Origin of the sequence: Phocaeicola sp., assembly GCF_048170425.1 — a bacterium.
In the GTDB taxonomy this organism is placed as follows: Bacteria; Bacteroidota; Bacteroidia; order Bacteroidales; family Bacteroidaceae; genus Phocaeicola.
This window is the reverse complement of the sequence record NZ_DBEXBB010000186.1, coordinates 1-4840: the sequence shown is the minus strand read 5'-3', so window position 1 is coordinate 4840 and position 4840 is coordinate 1. Positions and strand designations below refer to the sequence as shown.

General features: G+C 46.4%; 3 protein-coding genes. All 3 read right to left on the bottom strand.

Features of this window, described 5'->3' with window-relative positions; translation table 11 throughout:
- A complete protein-coding gene (locus tag ACMJ0U_RS07260; RefSeq protein ID WP_417129224.1) occupies nucleotides 1-999 on the bottom strand; it encodes a M20 family metallopeptidase in 999 nt (332 codons plus the stop codon).
- 80 nt (nucleotides 1000-1079) lie between these two features.
- Nucleotides 1080-2849 carry a membrane dipeptidase gene (locus ACMJ0U_RS07255; protein ID WP_417129222.1) on the bottom strand — a complete coding sequence of 590 codons (1770 nt, stop codon included), beginning with the start codon at nucleotides 2847-2849 and terminating at the stop codon, nucleotides 1080-1082.
- 181 nt (nucleotides 2850-3030) lie between these two features.
- The gene (locus ACMJ0U_RS07250; RefSeq protein ID WP_417129221.1) at nucleotides 3031-4644 is read right to left on the bottom strand and encodes a glycoside hydrolase family protein; all 1614 of its coding nucleotides are present in this window, start codon (nucleotides 4642-4644) and stop codon (nucleotides 3031-3033) included.
- Nucleotides 4645-4840: the final 196 nt, after the last annotated feature.

The window sequence follows — 4840 nt, the reverse complement described above, 5'->3', positions numbered from 1 at the left end:
TTATTTTTCATTATAAATGACTCCCATCACCGTTTGTCCTACGGCCTGAAGAGTGGCTTTGTCAATATTTTCTAAGTTGTCATCCAATGTGTGCCAGGTCGGGTTAAAACCAGTGTTGCTTTGCGTGTCGTAGTGAATAATATCTACGCACGGAATCTGGCGGTACTGATTTACATATACATGGTCGTCGGTAACCTGCCCTCCGTCTTCCTTGATGAAGTAATTACTGTAGCCAAGATGGTCGGCCATTTTCCAGATTTTCTTCATGGCATTGTTTGCCGTCTGCTTGGAGAAAGCTTCGTAATAGAATGTGGCGTTCTTTCCGCCTACCATGTCAAGTAGGATGCCAAACCGGGCTTTATAATCAGGTACGTGAGGAATACGGCCCCAATACTGCGATCCCAAGCACCAGGTATCCGGTTTATAAGTACCTTCGTAGAAATCTGGTGTACCATAATCTTCTGAATCGAAGAATATCAGGTCGATACCGACTTGTGGCGCCTGCTGTTGAATTTGACGGGCTATCTCGAGCAATACACCTACACCACTGGCACCGTCGTTGGCTCCATCTATCGGTTTCCGATGGTTGGACTTTTCATCCTGGTCAGCGTATGGACGGCTATCCCAGTGGGCACACAGCATCACCCGCTTTTTATTTTCCGGCTGATAAGCCCCAATGATGTTGCGCGATTTCAGAATGGTGCCATTGTAAGCCACCAAATCCACATGCTGGTTGTATACAGTAGCCCCAAATTTTTCCAGTTGTGCCGCTAAGTAGTCTCCGCATTTCCGGTGAGCTTCCGTATTGGGTACACGAGGTCCGAAATTCACCTGTGCAGCAATATAAGCGTATGCACTATCCGCATTGAATGCCGGTGCCTGCACTATAGCCGCTTCAGATTCTTCTATTTGCTGGCTGTTCTTTTTACTGCTTCCGCAAGAGATGAAAGCCCCTCCTGCCATTAAAGCAGTTATGGCCAGCAGATTTTTTATTGAAATCATAATTCACTTGTTTTGATTTGATGCAAAGGTAAGCTTATTTTTGTACACGCCTTGCAACGGCAATTGGGTTTTAAACTTTATTTGTAGGAACCGTTCTCTTGTACTTGCTGCATGACACGCAGGAAGTTGCCTCCCCAAATACGCTGGATATCTTCCTCGCTGTACCGTTCATGAAGTAATTGCCGGGTCAAGTTAATCATTTCCGAAGAGTCGTTACATCCGATGATACCTCCATCGCCGTCAAAATCACTGCCGATTCCCACGTGTTCGATACCCATCACGTTCACCATGTGGTTTAGGTGTTCCATGGCATCCAATATGTGAGCCGGACGCTCCTTACGAAGGAAGCCGCTATACAAGCATACCTGTACCACACCTCCCTTGCGGGCTATGGCACGAAGCTGGTCATCGGTCAGGTTGCGGGGATGGTCACAGAGCGCACGGCTGGAAGAATGCGAACAAACCACAGGCTGACTGCTGATGTCCAGTGTCTCGTAAAATGTCCGTTCACCACTGTGTGACAAGTCTACCATCATTCCCAGGCGGTTCATCTCCTGAATTACTTGTTCTCCAAACGATGTGACCCCCAAGTTCTCCTCATTGTAACGAGCTGAACCGCAAATGTCGTTGTTTCCATTGTGGCAGAGCGTCATATACACTATACCCCGTTTCCGGAAGTGTGCTACCCGACTTAAGTCCTTTCCGATGGCATATCCATTCTCAATTCCTAACATGATAGCCTTCTTTCCCTCTTGTTTCAGGCGGTATAGGTCCTTAGGAGAGTAAGCGATGTCCACTGCCGTGCAGTTCATGGCCACCATCTCCTCAATCTCATTCAGCAAGCGGTCTGCTTTGGCCGTTGCAGCCAGCAGTGCTTCGTCCGTGCGTTCCTTCTGTTCCAAGTAAGCCACCATGATGGTCGCATCCTGCCTTCCCTCTGTCATTTTGTGCAAATCCACTTTAATCTTCGGGTCCCGTGCGTGGAAACGGATGTGCTGGCCAAAGAACATTGGAGTATCACAGTGCGTATCAAGAATCAGCAGACGCCGATGTAGTTTCTTGGCCTTCTGGAATGAACCTGCTTCACGGATGAGCCATCCGAACAACGGCATCATGCACTTGTCTTGATTCAGGATGAAACATTCCGGATGCCATTGTACCCCTAAAATAGATTTGTATTCTGTACTTTCAATTGCCTCTATTACTCCATCGGGTGCCGTAGCCGATACACGGAAACCAGGTGCGGCTTCTTTCACGGCCTGATGGTGGAAGGAATTTACGGCTACCTCCTTCGCGTTTAAGATACGTGCCAACATACTGCCTTCTGCTAGCTTCACCCGGTGCGATGGAAAACTCCGTTCCAATTCCTGGCTATGTTTAATGGATGGGGTATCCTTCTGTGCATAGATATCCTGGTAGAGTGTGCCTCCCAATGCCGCATTGATGACCTGCATTCCTCGGCAGATACCTAATATCGGAATCTGTCGGTTAGCGGCCAGACGCGTCAGAAGCAGTTCCTGGCGGTCGCGGTATGGGTTGATGCTGTGAAGTTCCCGGATAGGGTCTTCGTGCAAGAATAACGGATTCAAGTCACCTCCTCCGGTGAGCAGCAGTCCGTCAAGCTGTTCAAGCATATTAATCAGCAAGTTTATATCCTCGTAGGGAGGAATGACCACCGGTACACCTCCAGCTTGAATGATAGACTGATAATACCCCGGAGCCAATGTCAGATTACCGTCGCTGAAATTCCCTGTAAGTCCGATAAGCGGCGCTTCCTTATGGTTGGGGAAGTGGCTGTGAATACCCTCGTCGAGGGCTTGCATATCGAAAGAAAAATTTGTCTTCATGTGTTCCTTCTTTTTTACCAAGTAAGGCAAATATAGAGAGAACTTGTGAATTATGCGCACAAGAAAGAAGGAATAAAATAAATAATTGACAATTGAGATTGAGACTCATAAAAAAGGGAATACAATATCCTCCCCCAAAAGAGGTCGTATTCCCCGTTCATGTGCATAAGATAACGTTTTATCAGTCGAAGTTCTGTATGGTTTCTTTACGGATTTCTTTACCGCGCTGGCTGTACACAATCGTAAATAAAGTCTGGTTGTCAATCTTTGCAGCATCTATACAAGGCATGCTAAGTTTTACACTTTCATACGGTGAAAGAGCTTTCACTTGTCCTTTTGCCAGCTTTACTCCGTTGACCAGTACTGTCAAGTCTGTTTCTTCTGAGGTAGACAAACCGAAATTCTTCACCTCCAGTTCCAGTTTTTTCTCATATACCATAGGATATGCCGCCGACAGGCATGCCGGATGGTAATTGACGTAAGGCAGTCTGGCATAGCCGTACAACAATTCCCCTTTTTTCGTTTTCCCAAGCAGTTTGGGGGCAAATTCATCTTTTCTGATAGTATTGTTTTTGCCGTCGAATACGATAATCAGGTCCTTGCCGGAAGCGATGTGTTTGATAGCCTTACATCCCTTTCCGTAATTTACGTCCGAGGAGCTGCCGAATCTCAGCGATTTCATATCGAAATCCTTGAAGTCAACTCCTTCCTCCGCTTTCACCAGTACCTTGATTTCCTTGGTCTGGGCGGTAATCGTATCTTCGTTCAGGACAGACAAGCGCAATCCTTTGTTCAGAGGGATGCATATATTCTTTGAACTGTGCCGGTCGTTGGGAAGGTCTTCCCATTTGATGGTATCGATAACGGCAAAGTTGGCCTGAATGGGGCGTCCGTATTCATCCTGAAACACTTTCATGCGCTCATACTTAAACCAGTTTTCCTTGTAGCCATCCTTGTGGGCGGCTATCCCGGGAGTGTAAGCTTCGCCCTCCTCCGTAATCCAGTGGATACCGTCAATGGAGCGCTGATAGTAGGCGATTCTTCCCAGCCAGTCGTTGACGATAAGGTGATATTGCAAGCTGTCTTTCCAGATAACCGGGTCTTCAAATTCCCCGTTTACGTCAGGATACACACTTCTGTCACTTACCTGTTGATAGGGAGAGATACCGTTTTCACTGATCCACACACCTCCTCCGCGGCATACCATCAGATAAGAACCGTCACTTCTTCTGGCAAAGGTCAGGTTAGACAGTCCCTCGATGATTTTTCTGTTTCTCTTGTCGAAGGTGAAATGACTGTACGTCCACGGCCCATTCAGGCTGTCCGCAATGTAATATCCGTCGATAACGTACACCACGGGGCGTCCGTCTTTTAGTATAAATGCTTCCGGATTATGTCCCTTCCCAATCGTGTCGCAGATGGTATAAGGTCCGCTCAAACAGTCACTTGTCGTATGGAATACGGTAGATTTGGGCCATGTCATGTGCCCCTTAAGTGAGTTTTCCGGCCATCCGCAGACAAAGAGATGGTATTTGTTATCCTTACCTTTGAGAATGTTTCCTCCCCAGAAAGAAAGTTCCGGATTCTCAATTCCGTTGTCAACGTACCGGAGACGTACAGAGTCAGTACCCCACACATTTTCGCCGGATTTTCCATCGGGCATAGGCAGGAACCGGTCTTTAAATCGTCCTCCATCAATAAGGTTTTTCCATTCGGCAGGTAATGTACGCTCTGTGATTTGAGCATTTGCACCCAGACTGAGCAATAAGGTTAAAAAGCAGAATATATTTTTCATGGTAAGTATTATGTATAATTTCCTGCAAAAGTAGGTATATCTCCTTGCACGGTTGTAGCATATAATACGTACTTCGTAGGATTTTATCGACAAATTGACGTTGAGAGGATTTTTCCTCCTCCGGCTCTATAGCATTAATTAGCATCCTAAATAGATATTTATTCAAATTATTTTCTCATATTTGTTTAAAATCTAA

What these genes read in the sequence shown, in the direction of transcription:
- ACMJ0U_RS07255 (WP_417129222.1), bottom strand. Translation starts at nt 2,849, where the DNA reads ATGAAGACAAATTTTTCTTTCGATATGCAAGCCCTCGACGAGGGTATT.
- ACMJ0U_RS07250 (WP_417129221.1), bottom strand. Translation starts at nt 4,644, where the DNA reads ATGAAAAATATATTCTGCTTTTTAACCTTATTGCTCAGTCTGGGTGCA.